This window comes from Pseudarthrobacter phenanthrenivorans, from assembly GCF_036455295.1.
GTDB classification, from domain to species: domain Bacteria; phylum Actinomycetota; class Actinomycetes; order Actinomycetales; family Micrococcaceae; genus Arthrobacter; species Arthrobacter phenanthrenivorans_C.
Window position 1 is genome coordinate 17,069 of record NZ_JAYXNX010000005.1, and the last position, 15,506, is coordinate 32,574.

The window sequence follows — 15,506 nt, forward strand, 5'->3', positions numbered from 1 at the left end:
TCAGAAGGAGGGAAACCAATGGCAGGCCAGGAGCAACAGCAGCCGCAGTCACGCGACACCCAGGTCGACGAAGAGATCCCCGAGGCACCCCCGGCTCCGCCCGAAGGGCAGGCCTCGGCATCAACCGAAGGCGTGGATGACCTGCTCGACGAAATCGACGGCGTCCTGGAATCCAACGCCGAGGAGTTCGTCCGGGCCTTTGTCCAAAAGGGCGGCCAGTAACCCGGACCCGGGAGGTGGCGGAAGCCGCGGACGGCCGGAATCTGTACCGACGTTGAAGTACCACGTTCAAGGAGTGATGAGTGCAGGAATCAACCGCCAACCAGGTAGCCGCCAACGCCACCTCGTCCTTTACCGAGCACCTTCTACGGGACCGGCCTGAGTTGTTGCCCTTCAACCGGTCCCTTCAGGGTGGTGCGTCGGGGGCTGCCCCTTTGCAGGTTCCGCACGCCACGACCATCGTTGCCATGAGCTACGGTGGCGGTGTCCTGATGGCCGGCGACAGGCGGGCCACCATGGGAAACGTCATCGCCAGCAGGCACATCGAAAAGGTCTTCCCGGCGGACCACTTCTCCGTCCTTGGCATCGCCGGCACAGCCGGCATAGCAATCGACCTGACCAGGCTTTTCCAGGTCGAACTTGAACATTACGAAAAGATTGAGGGAACGCAGCTCAGCCTCGAAGGCAAGGCCAACCGGCTCGGGGCCATGATCAGGGGCAACCTCCCGCTGGCCTTGCAAGGGCTCGCAGTAGTCCCTCTGTTTGCAGGTTTTGACACCACCGCCGGTCTCGGCCGCCTGTTCTCCTACGACGTTACCGGCGGCAGGTACGAGGAACACGAACACCACACGGTGGGGTCCGGTTCCGTCTTCGCCCGTGGCGCCTTGAAAAAACTGTGGCGCCCCAACCTGACGGCAGCGGAAGCGCTGTCCGTCGCCGTGGAATCCCTGTACGACGCCGCCGACGACGATTCCGCCACCGGCGGCCCGGACACGGTGAGGCAGTTGTGGCCCGTGGTCTACACGGTGGACAGCACGGGAGCCCGACGTGTTCCGGAGGCCGAACTCGCAGCCGCGTCGCGCGGCGTGATCGAAGCCCGCACCATCGCCGGACGGGAGGCCTGAGATGACGCAGCAGTTCTATGTGTCCCCCGAGCAGCTGATGAAGGACCGTGCGGATTTCGCGCGGAAGGGCATCGCCCGCGGCCGCTCAGTGGTGGTCATCAGCTGCGCCGACGGCATTGCGCTCGTGGCGGAGAACCCTTCGCCGTCCCTGCATAAGGTCGGCGAAATCTACGACAAGATCGCGTTTGCCGCAGTTGGCAAGTACAACGAATTCGAAAGCCTCCGCCAGGCCGGTGTCCGCTACGCCGACGTCCGCGGTTACTCCTATGACCGCGAGGACGTTACCGCCCGCGGTCTTGCCAGCGTTTACGCGCAAAGCCTGGGCGCCGTCTTCACCGCCGAGCAAAAGCCGTTTGAAGTTGAACTCGCCGTGGCCGAAGTAGGTCCCACCCAAGCCGAAGACCATCTCTACCGATTAACTTTCGATGGCTCGATCGCGGACGAGCACAGTTTTGTCGTCATGGGCGGACAGGCTGAGAAGGTTTCCGCGGTCATCGATGCCGGATGGCAGGCGTCCCTGGGCTTCGCCGATGCCGTGCGGCTCGCGGTGAAGGGACTGACGCCCGCCCAGGAGGGAGACCAGCCGCCGACGCCGTTGCCGCCAAGCGCCCTTGAAGTGGCCGTCCTCGACAGGCTTTCCGACAGTTCCCGCGGCACCCGGCGCGCCTTCCGCAGACTGAGCGGCGCGGACATCACAGCCCTGCTGGCCTAGGAGGAACACATGGACAAGAGAATCTTCGGCATTGAAACCGAATTCGGGATCTCCTACTCGAGTCCCGACTCAAGGCCTCTTGCTCCGGAGGAGGTGGCGCGATACCTTTTCCGCAAGGTGGTCAGCTGGGGGCGCTCATCCAACGTGTTCCTTACCAACGGTTCGCGGCTTTATCTCGACGTAGGGTCCCACCCGGAATACGCCACGGCGGAATGCGATGACCTTGCCCAGCTGATCGCCCACGACCGCGCTGGTGAACTGATCCTCGATGACCTCGTGGATGAAGCCCAGGCCCGGCTCGCCGCTGAGGGCTTCAATGGCACCGTGTACCTTTTCAAGAACAACACCGACTCGGCGGGCAACTCGTACGGCAGCCACGAAAACTACCTCATTCCCCGGCGGGGCGAGTTTTCCCGCCTTGCCGAGATCCTGATTCCGTTCCTGGTTACCCGCCAGCTCATCGCCGGGGCGGGAAAGATCCTGAAGACACCGCATGGTGCCACCTACGCCTTCTCCCAGCGCGCCGACCACATCTGGGAGGGCGTCTCCTCGGCCACCACCCGGTCCAGGCCCATCATCAACACCAGGGATGAGCCCCATGCCGATGCCGAGTTCTACCGGCGGCTGCACGTCATCGTGGGTGATTCCAACATGTCCGAAGCTACGGCGCTGATGAAAATCGGCACTGTGGACCTGGTCCTTCGGATGATCGAAGCAGGGGTGATCATGCGTGACATGCGGATGGAGAACCCCATCCGCAGCATCCGGGAAATCTCCCACGACCTCACCGGACGCGCGCTGGTGCGCCTCGCAAACGGGCGCCAGCTCACTGCCTTGGAGATTCAGCAGGAGTACCTGGGCAAGGTCACGGCCTTCGTCAAGGAACACGGTGCCCACAACCAGCATGTTCCGTTGATCCTCGATCTGTGGGAGCGGACACTCCACGCCATTGAGTCGGGCGACACCAGGGGCATTGACACTGAGATCGATTGGGCCATCAAGAAGAAGCTGATGGACAACTACCGCGAACGCCACGGCCTGGGACTGGATGCGCCCCGGATCGCCCAGTTGGACCTCACGTACCACGACATTTCCCGTAGCCGCGGGCTCTTCTACCTGCTGCAATCCCGCGGTGCGGTCCGGCGGATCGTTGACGATACGGTCATCAAGGGGGCGGTCGATGCACCACCGCAAACCACCCGTGCCAAGCTGCGGGGTGACTTTGTCCGCCGTGCGCAGGAACTGGGGCGGGACTACACAGTGGACTGGGTGCATCTTAAACTGAATGACCGCGCCCACCAGACGATCCTGTGCAAGGATCCCTTCCGCAGCGTCGACGACCGCGTGGAGGCTCTTCTGGACTCTATGGGCTGACGTCCAGCTTCAGGGTCTATTCTGGATAAGGTCCTTTTTAAAGGGGACCCTTCGAACGGCATTGTCCGCCGCGATGCGGAATGTCGTATCCACCCTGCCCCGACGAAAGTTTTCCTACGTGCGCCGACTACTAGCAATCCTCCTTCCCGGCCTGCTGCTCCTGACCGCCTGCGGAGGCACATCTTCGCAGCCAGAGCCCAGCAGCCAGTCCGCCGGGGAGACTGCAAAGTTCGACTCCCTCAAACTGACCGACAACGGGGACAAGAAGGCCCCGGGTGTGGACTTCGACAAGCCGCTGACAGTTACCCAGCCCACCATCAAGGTGGTGTCCGAAGGCAGCGGTGCCACCATCAAGGCAAACCAGGTAGCCAAGATCTCTATCCTTGCCCTGAACGGCACGGACGGCTCGCAGCTTGAGGATACGTTTCCCAATGAGCCGGAAAGCCTGGAACTGAATGATCAGCTCAAGACCAGCAGCGCCGTCATCTACAACGCGTTCGTAGGTGCCAAGGTTGGGTCCAGCCTGGCGCTGGCCGTCCCCGGACAGCAGAGCTCTCCTTCCGCGAGCCCCAGCCCCTCCGACGGCGCAAGCCCCTCTGACAGCGCCAGCCCGAGCCCCAGCGCCGCGGCCCAGCCCACCCAGCTGCTGATCATCAAAGTAGTGTCTGCTGCCGACGCGACCCCCGTCCTGGACAAGCCCCAGGGCGAAACGGTGACCCCGCCGGCCGGCCTGCCGACTGTGACGGATAAGGACGGCGTGCCGCAGATCAATGTTGCAGGTGCTCCCGCCCCCACATCGCTGGTCTCCCAGGACCTGATCAAGGGCACCGGCGCCGTGGTCAAGGAAAGCGACACCCTGACTGTCAACTACGTTGGCGTCAACCTGGCCGACGGCACCAAGTTCGACTCCAGCTTTGACCGCGGCCAGCCTGCCACCTTCCCCCTCTCCGGTGTCATCAAGGGCTGGACGCAGGGCCTCACCGGCAAGACTGTAGGTTCCCGCGTACTGCTGGTGATCCCCAAGGACCTGGCCTACGGCGACGCCGGCCAGGGCCAGGCAAAGGGCGACCTTGTCTTCGTAGTGGACATCCTCGGGGTCAAGTAGCAAGACTTACAGGGACGCCGCGACCTTCGCGGCACCCATCACTATCACGCATAGGAGCAAGCATGTCGTTTGGACAGCGGGAATTCGACCGCCAGAAGCCCGAGATCGATTTCCCCGAAGGCGATGTCCCCTCGGAACTCGTCATCACCGACCTCATTGAGGGAACGGGACGCGAAGCCAAAGCCGGGGACACCGTCTCCACCCATTACGTAGGTGTCGCCTGGTCCACCGGCGAGGAGTTCGACGCGTCGTGGGCCCGCGGCACTCCGCTGGACTTCCGCGTTGGCGTGGGCCAGGTTATCCAAGGCTGGGACCAGGGCCTGCTGGGCATGAAGGTCGGCGGCCGCCGCCGCCTGGAGATCCCGTCAGAGCTGGCGTACGGCTCGCGCGGTGCAGGCGGAGCCATTGCCCCCAATGAAGCACTCATCTTTGTCGTGGACCTCGTCGCGGTCCGCTGATCGGGCCCCCGGACGAGGCAAACAGCGCGGCTGCATGGAGGATTGCCCTCCGTGCAGCCGCGCTTTCTGCTTTCAGCGGGCGCGTTTAGTAACGTAACCAAGGTGTCCGTATCCCGCACCGAACGTCTCCTGAACCTGCTCATTGCGCTGCTCAACACCCGCTACGGGCTCCGCCGCAGCGAGCTGCGCGAAAAGATCTACCACGACACGTCCGGCAACGACGTCGCTTTCGGGCGGATGTTCGAACGGGACAAGAATGACCTGCGGGCGATGGGCTTCGACGTCGAGACCCTGACTGACCTGGGGTGGAGCGAGGACGATCCCGCCACCACGCGGTACAGGATCGGCAAGGAATCCAACCGGCTACCTGACGTCGAGCTCGCACCCGAAGAATGGACGGTGCTCCTGCTGGCGTCCCAGCTTTGGGAGCGGGCTGCGCTGGGGACCGCAGCCCAAAGCGCACTCCGCAAACTGCAGGCGTCCGGGCGACTTGCAGAGGTTGAACTTCCTGCCGGTGTCCAGCCACGGATCAAGCCCGCCGGCCAGGCCTTCGATGACATCGTCGCAGCGATGCACGCCCGGCATCCCGTTTCGTTCATGTATCTTGCATCCAGCACGGGCAAAGAGGAAGAGCGGACTGTTGAGCCGTGGGGCCTTGGCAGCCGCTTCGGCCAGTGGTACCTCATGGGGTATGACCGCGCCCGGAAGGCAGCACGGCAGTTCCGGCTGACCCGGCTGACCAGTGCGGTGACGACCGTCGCCCGGGAACACTACACACCGCCGGCGGGCTTCAACATCCGCGCAGAGCTGGACCGGCTCCCTGAGCTGCCGCTGCGCACAGCCGTCGTGGACGTCCGGAAAGGACACCTCCTTGCCCTGCGCCGCCGGGCCGTCACGGAGAGCCGGCAGCAGGCCTCCGCGCCGGTTGTAGACGGATACGACCGTTTGGTCCTTGAGTACCGGGACCTCGAAGTCCTGGCCGAGGAGCTGGCCTCCTACGGGCCGGAGGCCCTGGCAATTGAACCTGCTGAGCTGTCCCGCTCCGTGCAGCGCCGTCTCCAGGCCGCGGCGGACTTCAGCGACTCGCCCCCACCCGCCTATACTTTTGGCGGCCGCCGACCGCGCACTGCCCCGAAAGGAACGTCGGAGGACCAGCTCAGGCGCATGCTGCAACTGGTCCCATTCCTGGTCCACAACCAGGGCCTCCACATCCAGGACGTGGCCAACCACTTCGGCGTCACCCGCGGAGAACTCGAGGCGGACCTCCGGATCCTCATTTGCTCCGGACTCCCGGAGGGGTATCCGGATGACCTGCTCGACATCCAATGGGAAGACGACCACGTCTTCATCACCCAGGACCTCGACCTCAAGAGGCCTGTCCGGTTCACGGTCGAGGAAGCATGCGCCCTGCTCACAGGACTTGAAACCCTCAATGGCCTGCCCGACCTGCCCGGCGGGGGCGCCCTGGAATCGGTTACTTTGAAACTCCTGGCAGCCGCAGGAGAAGAAGGGCTCCGGGCGGCCTCCATTGCCGGCCCCCAGGTGGCTCCCGCCGACGCAGGCATCCACGCCACGATCCGGCAGGCCATCGAGTCGCGCTCCCAGCTCCACCTGGCGTACCTGTCACCCCAGCGGGACGCCGTCAGTGAACGCGACGTCGACCCACTGCGCCTGTACTCGCTGGACAACACCTGGTACTTCGAAGCGTGGTGCCACCTCGTACAGGGACTCCGAAACTTCCGCCTGGACCGGATACAGGACATCCACCCGAACGGCGCACCCGCCAGCAGGACAGGAGCAGCCGAGGGAGGCGTCCCGGCCAAACTTTTCACTCCCAACGACGACGACACCACCGTCACCGTCCAGCTCACCCGGCAGGGGAGGGGGCTTGCGGACGACTACTACGCCGAACGCACGGCAGAGCTTCCCGACGGCGGGATGGTGGCAGAGATCCGCTTCGGCAACACGGCATGGCTGCCCATGTTCGTGGCCCAGCACGGCGGTACAGCCCGGATCCTGGCACCCGCCGACCTGGCCGCGGCTGCCCGGGAGTGGCTCGCGGCATCACTGGACAGATACGCCGGATAGACTTCTCAGCATGCCTTGGTGGTCCTGGATTCTCATATGGGTGGCGCTCGTCGCGCTGTCCCTGCTGTTCTATGTCCTTCTGGGCATCCGTCTGTTCCGGCAATTCATGGCAACCATGAAGGACCTCGGCGCCGCGGGCGAAAAGCTGGGGCACCTGAACCCACCCGAGGCGCAGGAGGCGCCAGGTGATCCGGAGGGGCCGCGCCCGGGCTCTGCCGTTTTTGCCTCGCCCGCCGTCATGCGACATGATTACGAGGCATCCAAACTGGCGCGGCGCGAAGAACGCCGACGCAGGCGAGTGCAGCGCAAAAAGGACCGGGGCCAGCCGCAGGCGCTCGGAGATCTCGACTTCACATAGAAGTAGGATGTAGTTAGAGGAAAGGATTTCCCGTGGGAAGACTCTTTGATGGCCCTTGGCCAATCGTAATCATCATCATTGTTGCTTTGCTTCTCTTCGCAGCCCCCAAGCTTCCAGCCATGGCCCGCAGCCTGGGACAGTCCATGCGGATCATCAGGTCCGAGGTCAAGGAAATGAAGAACGACGGCAAAGCCGACTCCACCGACCCCTCCGGTCCCGTGGAAGGAACCATCGTGAACCACCCCAAGGCGAAGCCCGGAGAGCCGACAGACGGCACTGACGTTCCGCCTTCAACCCGCGCCTGACCTACCGTGGCACTGTCTCGGGCCCGCAAAGCCAATCCTGAGGGGCGGATGTCGCTTTGGGAGCACCTCAAGGAGCTGAAGAACCGGCTGATCAAGTCGGCTATCGGCGTCGTCATTGGCGGTATTGGGGGCTGGATCCTTTACGATCCGCTGCTGAAGGCCCTGGCCGAGCCGGTCAACCGTATTTCCAAGGAGACCGGCGGCCTTGCCGCCATCAACTTCGGGACCATTGCCTCGCCCTTTGATTTCAAGCTCCAGATGTCGCTCCTCATCGGGGCCGTCATCTCGAGCCCCATCTGGATCTACCAGCTCTGGGCGTTCATCACGCCGGGCCTGACATCCAAGGAACGGCGATACACCCTGGGCTACATGGCTGCTGCCATCCCCCTGTTCCTCGCCGGGATCTGGGTAGGCTGGCTGGTGGTTCCGCAGGTTGTCCACGCGCTCACACAGTTCACCCCCCAGGGGTCCTCCAGCGTCATCGATGCCAGGACCTACATCGAGTTCGTGACCCGCATGGTGCTGATGCTCGGCTTGGCGTTCCTGGTACCCGTGGTACTCGTAGGCATCAACATGGCAGGCCTCATTTCAGGCCGGACCATCCTCAAGGCCTGGCGCATCACTGTCTTCCTGGTGTTTGTCCTCGCCGCCATGGCCGCGCCCGGCGCGGACGCCATATCGATGTTCATGCTGGCCGGTCCACTGCTGGCCCTGTTTTTTGCAGCCATTGGCATCTGCATCCTGAACGACAGGCGCCGCGACCGCCGGCAGGCCAAGCAGGTCGAGGAAACCGAGGCAACGGCGGACATCGCCACTCCAAGCAGCGAGCTTAAGAAGCTCTAGCCTGCCGCTAGGCTTGGGGTATGTCCTCCACCACCGGACCCTTCTCCACCGGGCCCATCGATCCTGAAGAGCTGTCGCCCGCTGAGAGATACCGCGCCAGCGCGGAACGCAGGGCCGAGGCCGCCACATATCTTGGAGCTTTCACCCGGACCCTGGCCTTCGAGCTTGACGACTTTCAGCGGCAGGCCTGCCGTTCCCTGCAGGAGGGCAGGGGGGTCCTCGTGGCGGCCCCAACGGGCGCCGGCAAAACCATCGTGGGGGAGTTCGCCATCTACCTGGCCCTCCAGCGTGGGCTGAAGGCGTTCTACACCACCCCTATCAAGGCCCTCAGCAACCAGAAGTTCACCGAACTCACCGAAAAGTACGGTGCGGAGAACGTGGGCCTCCTCACCGGCGACACCAGTATCAACGGGGACGCCCAGGTGGTGGTCATGACCACCGAAGTCCTGCGGAACATGCTGTACGCGGACTCAGCCACCCTGGACGACCTTGGCTACGTGGTCATGGACGAGGTCCACTACCTTGCCGACCGGTTTCGAGGTGCCGTCTGGGAGGAGGTCATCATCCACCTCCCCAGCGAGGTGCAGGTCGCTTCGCTGAGCGCAACCGTTTCGAATGCCGAAGAGTTCGGCGCTTGGCTCGATACCGTCCGCGGGGACACGGACATCATTGTTTCCGAACACCGTCCGGTGCCGCTGTGGCAGCACGTCATGGTGGGCCGGCAAATCGTGGACCTGTTCGCCGGGGAAACCACCTTCGACGAAATCGCCCCGCCGGTTGAGGACGGGGACCGGCAGCCGGTGCCGGCTGCCAAGACCCGGGACACCGTGAAGGGACGGGGCTTCGACGTCAACCCGGACCTGCTGACGGTGGCACGCAGTGAGAGCCAGCAGAGTTTCCGCAGCCGGCCGGGCGCTGGCCGCCGCGGCCAGCGTGGCCGTGGCGGTTATGACCGCCCGGGCAGGAGCGAACCAACGGGGGTACGCCCCGCCAGCCGACCGCAGGTAATCGCGAGCCTGGACCGGATGGACCTGCTGCCGGCCATCACGTTCATCTTCTCGCGCGCAGGGTGTGAGGCGGCCGTCGCGCAATGTGTGGGATCCGGTCTCTGGCTCACCACGGAAAAAGAGCAGCGGATCATTGCCCAGCGCGTTGACGAGGCCGGCCAGGACATTCCACCGGACGACCTCGACGTCCTGGGTTTCTGGACCTGGCGCGACGGACTGCTTCGCGGCTTCGCTGCACACCACGCCGGCATGCTGCCCACCTTCAAGGAAGTGGTGGAAAAACTCTTCGCCGACGGCCTGGTCAAGGCGGTGTTTGCCACGGAGACCTTGGCGCTGGGCGTGAACATGCCCGCCCGTTCCGTGGTGCTGGAGAAGCTGGACAAGTTCAACGGCGAAGCCCACGTCGACATCACCGCGGGGGAGTACACCCAGCTGACGGGCAGGGCCGGCCGGCGCGGCATCGATGTTGAAGGGCACGCAGTGGTGCTGTGGCAGCCGGGTACGGACCCCACAGCGGTGGCAGGCCTGGCGTCGCGGCGAACGTATCCGCTGAACTCCAGTTTCCGGCCCACCTACAACATGAGCATCAACCTCCTGGCACAGTTTGGGCGTGCCAGGGCCCGGGAAATCCTGGAATCGTCCTTTGCCCAGTTCCAGGCCGACCGGTCGGTGGTTGGGCTGGCCAGGCAGGTGCGGAGCCGGGAGGAATCCCTTGCGGGCTACGCCAAGTCCATGACCTGCCACCTTGGCGACTTCACGGAGTATGCCCGGCTGCGCCGGGAACTCTCCGATGCCGAGAGTGCCACCTCCCGGACCAAGTCGCGGGTCCAGAAGTCACTCAGTGACGACTCCCTCGCGCGCCTCCTGCCCGGGGACGTGGTCAACGTTCCCGGCGGGCGTGCCCCGGGGCCCGCCGTCGTCCTCAGCTCCGACCACAGCAGCCGGGAACCCCGGCCTGCCGTGCTCACCCTGGACAACCAGCTGCGACGGATAGGCACCGACGACCTGGAAGGACCCATCGCGCCGGTTACCCGGATCCGCATTCCTAAATCCTTCAATGCCAAGGTGCCCAAGTCCCGGCGGGACCTTGCCTCCAGCGCACGGAACGCCCTGCGCGAGAACCGGCCGCCTGCTCCCGGGCAGAACCGAAACCACGATTTCGGCCGGGGCGCCGCGTTTCCCAACCAGGAGAGGCGCATCGCCGATCTGCGCCGGGCCCTCAAGGCACACCCCTGCCACGGCTGCAGCGAACGGGAAGACCACGCGCGGTGGTCGGAGCGGTGGTGGAAGCTGCGGCGCGAAACGGACGGCCTGGTCCGCCAGATCCAGGGCCGCACCAACACGATCGCCAAAACCTTCGACCGGGTGTGCGACGTCCTGTCCGCCTACGGATACCTGGAGGACACCGGTGACGGCGCCCTGAAGATCAGCCCGGACGGCCAGCGGCTGCGCCGGATCTACGGCGAGAAGGACCTGCTGATCTCGCAGTCGCTGCGGCTGGGCGCCTTCGATGACCTGGACGCCGCCGAGGTTGCTGCCCTGGCCAGCGTGCTGGTTTACCAGGCCAAACGCGAGGACCGGGGCCTGCGGCCGCGCATGCCGAGCGTCTCCCTGGAGACCTCGGTGGACATCGTGGTCAGGGAGTGGTCAGTCCTTGAGGACGTGGAAGAGGAAAACAAGCTTCCACTGACCGGTGAGCCCGAACTTGGCCTCGTGTGGCCACTGTACAAGTGGGCCCGCGGGCGGCACCTGCAGGATGTCCTGAGCGGCACGGACCTTGCCGCCGGTGACTTTGTCCGCTGGGTCAAGCAGGTGGTTGACCTCCTGGACCAGCTCGCCAAGATCCCCGGCCTCGAACCGCGCCTGGCACGGCTGTGCGCCGAAGCCATCAACCTCATCCGCCGCGGCGTCGTGGCCTACTCTTCCGTTCTCTAACCCTGCTTCCATCCCTTGCCGGTTCACGCCGGCCTGCACTCATCCCAGGAGTCTCCACCCCATGCCCCGTTCCGACGCCACTTCCCGCCCCGCCCCGGTGCTGTACCGAAACGGATCCGTCTATACCGCCGCGGACCCGTTCGCAACTGCCATGCTGGTGGACGGCGACACCGTTGCATGGGTGGGCTCGGAGCAAGCGGCGTCGTCCATTGCCGACAGCTCAATGGAGATCATCGACCTCCGCGGCGCCCTGGTTGCGCCGGGCTTCGTTGACTCGCACGTGCACCTGACGGAAACCGGCATCGCGCTGGAGTCGCTGCAGCTTCGAGCAGCCACCTCTGCCCGGGACGTGCTGGACGCAGTCGCCGGAGCCCCCGGGGAAGGGCCTGTCCTCGGCCACGGCTGGGACGAGTCTGCCTGGGCCGATCCCACCCTCCCCAGCGCCGAAGAACTGGAACGGGCGGCCGGGGGCAGGCCGGTGTACCTGACGCGCGTCGACGTGCACTCCGCACTGGTTTCCACGTCCATGGCAGAGCACGCCGCCCTCCGGGACAAGGATGGGTACGACGGCGGCGCCAGGGTTACGCGGGCAGCCCACGAAGCAGCCCGGCTGGCAACACGGCAGATGCCCCGGGAGGCCCTGGAGCGCCACCAGGCCCGCGCCCTTGGCGAAGCTGCCGCCAACGGGTACGTCGCCGTAGCGGAGATGGGCGCGCCGCATATCGGCGGGGCCGATGACCTCAGGACGGCCGCGGGCTGGAACCTCGAGGAACAGGACGGGGCACAGCTCCCGGAGGTGATGCCCTACTGGGGTGGCCTGGTGTCGTCCGAGGAACAGGCCCGCGCGCTGGTGGCGCAGTTCCCCCCAGGCCTTCGTGGGCTGGCCGGCGACCTGAACATTGACGGGTCACTGGGTTCCCGCACTGCCGCACTTCGCAGCGACTACAGTGACGCAGCCGGGGAACGCGGCTCGCTGTACCTTGGGGTCGAGCAGGCTGCGGCCCACCTGGCCGCCTGCTCGCTCGCGGGGATCCAGGGTGGTTTCCATGTGATCGGCGACGCCGGGCTGGACGCGGCGCTGGAAGCGCTGGACCTGGCCGCCAAGGAAGTGGGGGAGCAGCGGGTGCGCGCCGCAGGCCACCGGTTTGAGCACGTGGAGATGGCGGATGCCGCAGCTGTGGCCAGGCTGGCACACTACTCCGTGACCGTCAGCGCACAGCCGGCCTTCGATGCCGCCTGGGGCGGGCCGGGCGGTCTGTACGGGCAAAGGCTGGGGCAACGGAGCGGCTCGATGAACCCGTTTGCCGCTTTCTACTCCGCCGGGGTTCCCGTCTGCTTTGGCAGCGACAGCCCGGTTACCCCCCTGCGCCCGTGGGCCAGCGTGCGGGCGTGCGTGGAACATCACAACCCCGGGGAACGGATCTCCGCGCGGGCAGCCTTCCTTGGCCATACCCGCGCCGGTTGGAGGGCGGCCCGGCACCCGAATCCCATGGCGGGGCAGCTTGTACCGGGTGCGCCGGCCAGCTTCGCCGTATGGGAGGTGGAGGAACTAATGGTCCAGGTGGCTGATGGGCGCGTCCAATCGTGGAGCACGGATCCCCGGGCCAGGACGCCTTTGCTCCCGGCCCTGGATACAGGCTCCGACCCGGTATGCCTGCAAACCGTCAAAAACGGCGCCGAACTCTTCGCCAGCCCGGCTTTGCGTTCCTGACCCATCAACCGTCCGCCCTATAATGGGGAGTTGCGCCCGGCGCCGGCAAGCCCGGCCCTGCGGTGCACCGACCAATTCCACCAGGAAAGGCCCTTTGTGCGCGTCCTTACGATCATTCCCACCTACAACGAACTGGAGTCGCTGCCCAAGACGCTCCAACGCCTTCGGAAGGCCGTTCCGGCGTCGGACGTCCTGGTGGTCGATGACAACAGCCCTGACGGCACCGGCCAGCTTGCCGACGGCTTCGCCGCCGAGGACTCCCAGGTCCACGTCCTGCACCGCAAGGGCAAGGAAGGACTGGGCGCCGCTTACATCGCCGGTTTCAAGTGGGGCCTGGACGCCGGGTACGACGTCCTGGTGGAGATGGACGCGGACGGCTCGCACCAGCCCGAGCAGCTTCCCCAGCTGCTCGAAGCCGTGGACCAGGGAGCCGACCTGGCCATGGGCTCGCGCTGGGTTCCCGGCGGCAGCGTGGTCAACTGGCCGCTGTACCGCCAGGCGATCTCGCGGGTTGGCAGCACCTACGCCCGCTTGATGCTGGGCCTGCCCATCAAGGACGTCACCGGTGGTTACCGTGCATTCCGCAGGACCACGCTGGAGAAGCTCAACCTGGACCAGGTGGACTCGGTGGGCTACGGCTTCCAGGTGGACCTGGCATGGCGCGTGGCCAAACTCGGCCTGCGCATCGAGGAGCGCCCCATCACCTTCGTCGAGCGCGAACTCGGAGCCTCCAAGATGAGCGGCAACATTGTGGTGGAAGCCATGATCAACGTCACCAAGTGGGGCCTGGCCGCACGGTGGGGTACTTTGGCCGGCAAACTGAAGAACAAGCAGGCCTAACACACCGCGGGGCCCGGTAAGTCCGGCCCTCCACAGGAGAACGAAAAAGGGGGCGGCCCCGCACGAAAGTGCGGGCCGCCCCCTTCTTCATACACTGGGGACCTATGCGGAGCGGCGCTCTCCGCGGCGTTCGCGCAGGATGGTCAGGCGGTCCTCAAGGATCTGCTCAAGCTCAGGCAGTGAGCGGCGTTCCAGCAGCATGTCCCAGTGGGTACGGACTGCCTTGTCGTTGCTGGTGTCCGGCTTTTCACCGTCCACCAGAAGCGCTTCCTTGCCGGTCTTGGAGACCCACACGGGAGGAATTTCCGCCTCGGAGGAGAACGTGACAAAGACCTGCTCGCCATCCGCGCAGCGGTATTCGACCCGTTGACGCGGAGCCGGCTCAACTCCGGACTCGGTCTCCATGCTCTGCGCGCCAAGGCGCATGCCCCGCAGGCTGCGATCGCTCATCTTTTCTCCCTCTGGTCGGTTCGCGGATGAAATTCCCGCGCCAGCCGGCGGCGCCATGGCGCTGCCGGACTACTGTGCTGCATCATAGGATTCAACGCATTGCGAAGCTTGGTTGTTCCAGCTGGTATTCTCCTGCCGGACAAATACCCAATTATATGGGTGCTATCCCGTCTGGACCAAAAAAGGAGGGTTCCGCGGACGCCGCGGAACCCTCCTTTTCCTTGCCCTGCTAAGGCTGGCGGGGCGCAGCCGGTCCCGGCTGGAACAGCGTGCCCTCCGTACCGCCGGCCTCCGGGGAGTCCGCAGTGGCACCGCCGAGGGCATTGCCGATTCCCTTCAGCGCTTCTCCGACTTCACTGGGGATGATCCACAGCTTGTTGGCCGACCCCTCTGCCAGTTTGGGGAGCGTCTGCAGGTACTGGTAGGCCAGCAGCTTCTGGTCCGGATTGCCCTTGTGGATGGCGTCAAAGACCTTCTGGATAGCCTGGGATTCGCCGTCCGCACGGAGGATGGCCGCCTTGGCCTCGCCTTCGGCTTTAAGGATGGCGGCCTGCCGCTGGCCTTCCGCAGTCAGGATGGCTGATTGCTTGGTCCCCTCGGCGGTGAGGATGGCCGCGCGTCGGTCGCGCTCGGCGCGCATCTGCTTCTCCATCGAATCCTGGATGGAGTGCGGCGGATCGATGGCCTTCAATTCCACCCGTGAGACGCGGATGCCCCATCGGCCGGTGGCCTCGTCCAGGACGCCACGGAGCTGTCCGTTGATCTGGTCGCGCGAGGTGAGTGCTTCTTCCAGGTTGAGTCCGCCCACCACGTTGCGCAGCGTGGTGGTGGTGAGCTGCTCCACGGCCTGGATGTAGTTGGCGATCTCATAGGTGGCGGCCCGCGGATCGGTAACCTGGAAGTACACCACGGTGTCGATGGAGACCACCAGGTTGTCCTCCGTGATGACGGGCTGCGGTGGAAAGGACACCACCTGTTCCCGGAGGTCCAGGAGCGGCAGGAGCCGGTCCACGAACGGAATCAGGATGGTCAGGCCGGGATTGAGCGTCCGCTGGTATTTTCCAAGCCGTTCAACGACGCCGGCGCGGGCCTGCGGGATGATCCGTACGGAACGGACCAAAACTATGATGACAAAGACGATCAGGACTACCAGCACAACGGCCAGCGCTGTCCCGCCTGCGTTTTCCATACAACTC

15 protein-coding genes are annotated in these 15,506 nt (G+C 65.2%); 13 read left to right on the forward strand and 2 right to left on the reverse strand.

Translation table 11 applies throughout. The annotated features are described in order from the left end of the window. Window positions 1–18: 18 nt before the first annotated feature. The 13 genes from VXJ37_RS07900 to VXJ37_RS07960 all read left to right on the forward strand — a co-directional run bounded on the left by VXJ37_RS07900 (window position 19) and on the right by VXJ37_RS07960 (window position 13,860). Window positions 19–222 carry a ubiquitin-like protein Pup gene (locus tag VXJ37_RS07900; protein ID WP_331322507.1) on the forward strand — a complete coding sequence of 68 codons (204 nt, stop codon included), beginning with the start codon at window positions 19–21 and terminating at the stop codon, window positions 220–222. A gap of 80 nt (window positions 223–302) precedes the next feature. Next, window positions 303–1,124 carry a proteasome subunit beta gene (prcB, locus tag VXJ37_RS07905; protein ID WP_331322508.1) on the forward strand — a complete coding sequence of 274 codons (822 nt, stop codon included), beginning with the start codon at window positions 303–305 and terminating at the stop codon, window positions 1,122–1,124. 1 nt (window position 1,125) lies between these two features. Then, on the forward strand, window positions 1,126–1,836 hold the full coding sequence (gene prcA / locus VXJ37_RS07910; RefSeq protein ID WP_331322509.1) for a proteasome subunit alpha: 711 nt from the start codon (window positions 1,126–1,128) through the stop codon (window positions 1,834–1,836). A gap of 9 nt (window positions 1,837–1,845) precedes the next feature. Continuing rightward, window positions 1,846–3,210, forward strand: coding sequence for a Pup--protein ligase (gene pafA / locus VXJ37_RS07915; RefSeq protein WP_331322510.1), 1,365 nt, complete (start codon window positions 1,846–1,848; stop codon window positions 3,208–3,210). A gap of 118 nt (window positions 3,211–3,328) precedes the next feature. After that, window positions 3,329–4,315, forward strand: coding sequence for an FKBP-type peptidyl-prolyl cis-trans isomerase (locus VXJ37_RS07920; protein ID WP_331322511.1), 987 nt, complete (start codon window positions 3,329–3,331; stop codon window positions 4,313–4,315). A 62-nt stretch (window positions 4,316–4,377) separates the two neighbouring features. Next, a complete protein-coding gene (locus tag VXJ37_RS07925) occupies window positions 4,378–4,773 on the forward strand; it encodes an FKBP-type peptidyl-prolyl cis-trans isomerase (RefSeq protein WP_331322512.1) in 396 nt (131 codons plus the stop codon). A gap of 102 nt (window positions 4,774–4,875) precedes the next feature. Further along, on the forward strand, window positions 4,876–6,861 hold the full coding sequence (locus tag VXJ37_RS07930; protein WP_331322513.1) for a helix-turn-helix transcriptional regulator: 1,986 nt from the start codon (window positions 4,876–4,878) through the stop codon (window positions 6,859–6,861). A gap of 10 nt (window positions 6,862–6,871) precedes the next feature. Next, window positions 6,872–7,219, forward strand: a complete 348-nt coding sequence (locus VXJ37_RS07935; RefSeq protein ID WP_331322514.1) for a hypothetical protein — start codon at window positions 6,872–6,874, stop codon at window positions 7,217–7,219. 32 nt (window positions 7,220–7,251) lie between these two features. Then, window positions 7,252–7,524: a Sec-independent protein translocase subunit TatA gene (gene tatA / locus VXJ37_RS07940; protein ID WP_141941393.1), complete on the forward strand. Its 273-nt coding sequence runs from the start codon at window positions 7,252–7,254 to the stop codon at window positions 7,522–7,524. Window positions 7,525–7,572: 48 nt separating this feature from the next. Continuing rightward, window positions 7,573–8,367, forward strand: coding sequence for a twin-arginine translocase subunit TatC (gene tatC / locus VXJ37_RS07945; protein WP_331322515.1), 795 nt, complete (start codon window positions 7,573–7,575; stop codon window positions 8,365–8,367). A gap of 20 nt (window positions 8,368–8,387) precedes the next feature. Further along, window positions 8,388–11,309: a DEAD/DEAH box helicase gene (locus VXJ37_RS07950; RefSeq protein ID WP_331322516.1), complete on the forward strand. Its 2,922-nt coding sequence runs from the start codon at window positions 8,388–8,390 to the stop codon at window positions 11,307–11,309. 61 nt (window positions 11,310–11,370) lie between these two features. Continuing rightward, window positions 11,371–13,020, forward strand: a complete 1,650-nt coding sequence (locus tag VXJ37_RS07955; RefSeq protein WP_331322517.1) for an amidohydrolase — start codon at window positions 11,371–11,373, stop codon at window positions 13,018–13,020. A gap of 96 nt (window positions 13,021–13,116) precedes the next feature. Next, window positions 13,117–13,860 carry a polyprenol monophosphomannose synthase gene (locus VXJ37_RS07960; RefSeq protein WP_331322518.1) on the forward strand — a complete coding sequence of 248 codons (744 nt, stop codon included), beginning with the start codon at window positions 13,117–13,119 and terminating at the stop codon, window positions 13,858–13,860. 102 nt (window positions 13,861–13,962) lie between these two features. Here VXJ37_RS07960 and VXJ37_RS07965 read toward each other — a convergent pair whose 3' ends face one another. Next, on the reverse strand, window positions 13,963–14,310 hold the full coding sequence (locus VXJ37_RS07965) for an RNA polymerase-binding protein RbpA (protein WP_026266052.1): 348 nt from the start codon (window positions 14,308–14,310) through the stop codon (window positions 13,963–13,965). A 229-nt stretch (window positions 14,311–14,539) separates the two neighbouring features. After that, entirely contained in the window at window positions 14,540–15,499 is a 960-nt protein-coding gene (locus VXJ37_RS07970; RefSeq protein WP_331322519.1) for an SPFH domain-containing protein, read from the reverse strand. Window positions 15,500–15,506 lie beyond the last annotated feature (7 nt).

What these genes read in the sequence shown, in the direction of transcription:
- VXJ37_RS07900 (WP_331322507.1), top strand. Translation starts at nt 19, where the DNA reads ATGGCAGGCCAGGAGCAACAGCAGCCGCAGTCACGCGACACCCAGGTC.
- prcA (WP_331322509.1), top strand. Translation starts at nt 1,126, where the DNA reads ATGACGCAGCAGTTCTATGTGTCCCCCGAGCAGCTGATGAAGGACCGT.
- pafA (WP_331322510.1), top strand. Translation starts at nt 1,846, where the DNA reads ATGGACAAGAGAATCTTCGGCATTGAAACCGAATTCGGGATCTCCTAC.
- VXJ37_RS07925 (WP_331322512.1), top strand. Translation starts at nt 4,378, where the DNA reads ATGTCGTTTGGACAGCGGGAATTCGACCGCCAGAAGCCCGAGATCGAT.
- VXJ37_RS07935 (WP_331322514.1), top strand. Translation starts at nt 6,872, where the DNA reads ATGCCTTGGTGGTCCTGGATTCTCATATGGGTGGCGCTCGTCGCGCTG.
- tatC (WP_331322515.1), top strand. Translation starts at nt 7,573, where the DNA reads ATGTCGCTTTGGGAGCACCTCAAGGAGCTGAAGAACCGGCTGATCAAG.
- VXJ37_RS07950 (WP_331322516.1), top strand. Translation starts at nt 8,388, where the DNA reads ATGTCCTCCACCACCGGACCCTTCTCCACCGGGCCCATCGATCCTGAA.
- VXJ37_RS07955 (WP_331322517.1), top strand. Translation starts at nt 11,371, where the DNA reads ATGCCCCGTTCCGACGCCACTTCCCGCCCCGCCCCGGTGCTGTACCGA.
- VXJ37_RS07965 (WP_026266052.1), bottom strand. Translation starts at nt 14,310, where the DNA reads ATGAGCGATCGCAGCCTGCGGGGCATGCGCCTTGGCGCGCAGAGCATG.
- VXJ37_RS07970 (WP_331322519.1), bottom strand. Translation starts at nt 15,499, where the DNA reads ATGGAAAACGCAGGCGGGACAGCGCTGGCCGTTGTGCTGGTAGTCCTG.